The 1,076-nt window shown below is 52.5% G+C and carries 1 protein-coding gene; it reads left to right on the plus strand.

Annotated features, from left to right (window positions below; genetic code table 11):
- On the plus strand, window positions 1-1,076 hold a 1,076-nt coding region (locus FC98_RS13755), incomplete at both ends, for a MucBP domain-containing protein (protein ID WP_156637343.1).

Consider the following 1,076-nt stretch of genomic DNA (forward strand, 5'->3'; position numbering starts at 1 on the left):
GAAGTATACCCTCACTGACATCAGCAAGGACATTGAGGTCGGCAATTACGATATGACTGCCACTTTCGATCCGGCTGCCAACCCGAACTACAACATTGAAGTTGTGCCTGGGAAGTTGGCGATTACGGCGGCTTACAAGGTTATTGTCAATTACGTTGATGAAGCGGGCCATGCAGTTTCCCCGGCGACGACTAAGGATGACTTGAAGACTGGCGACGATTATGGTTCCAATGCGATCGTTGTTCCGAAGTACTACTTGATCAAGTCACCAACGAATCCAAACGGGAAGATCGCCACTGGGGACGTGACGTTGAACTACGTTTACCGGCTAATTGGCAAGTACGTCATCACGCCACCAACGGGTAAGGGTGATGTTACCAACAGTATTTATCCGAACGATCCGAAGAACCCAGCGGCCATTTTGACACCGACGACGGCAATTGTGCCTTACATTAAAGGCTACAATGCGGTTTCCGGTGGCAAGGCCTTGACGATCTTTGATCCGAGTGACCCAAGTAAGGGCTACTTGGCCCCAACCGCGCCATACGCAACGCCGGATAAGGATACGTACATCACGTATCAATTAGCAACGCAGCCAACGACGCCGGTGCAACCAACTAATCCGGTGCAACCGACAAACCCAGTTCAACCAACGACGCCGAACCAGCCAACCCAACCGGCTCAACCAACGCAGCCAACGACGCAACCGACCCAGGAACCGAACCAGCCAACGACGCAGCCGAAGAAGCCAACTACGACGACAACGACGCATCAGCCAGCTAAGCCTGGGAAACGGCCAATGACGAATAAGCCTGTGAAAGAAATTCCACGGACGTCGGCACGGTCAACTGGTCGGATGAAGACACAACGGTTAGCTAATGAACCCGTGAAGGTTGCCGGGGTATTTGGACCCCGTTCAATTAATGAACCAAAGCAACCATCAGCTTCAAAGCAATTGCAGTCAGCCAATCAATTGGCCGCCAAACGGTTGCCGCAGACTGGTGATCAAGCAAATGATGACATGGCGCTTCTAGGCGTCATCGGGATGCTCAGTACCATTGGGCTCGCAGCATTGC

Origin of the sequence: Lentilactobacillus kisonensis DSM 19906 = JCM 15041 (assembly GCF_001434135.1) — a bacterium.
In the GTDB taxonomy this organism is placed as follows: domain Bacteria; phylum Bacillota; class Bacilli; order Lactobacillales; family Lactobacillaceae; genus Lentilactobacillus; species Lentilactobacillus kisonensis.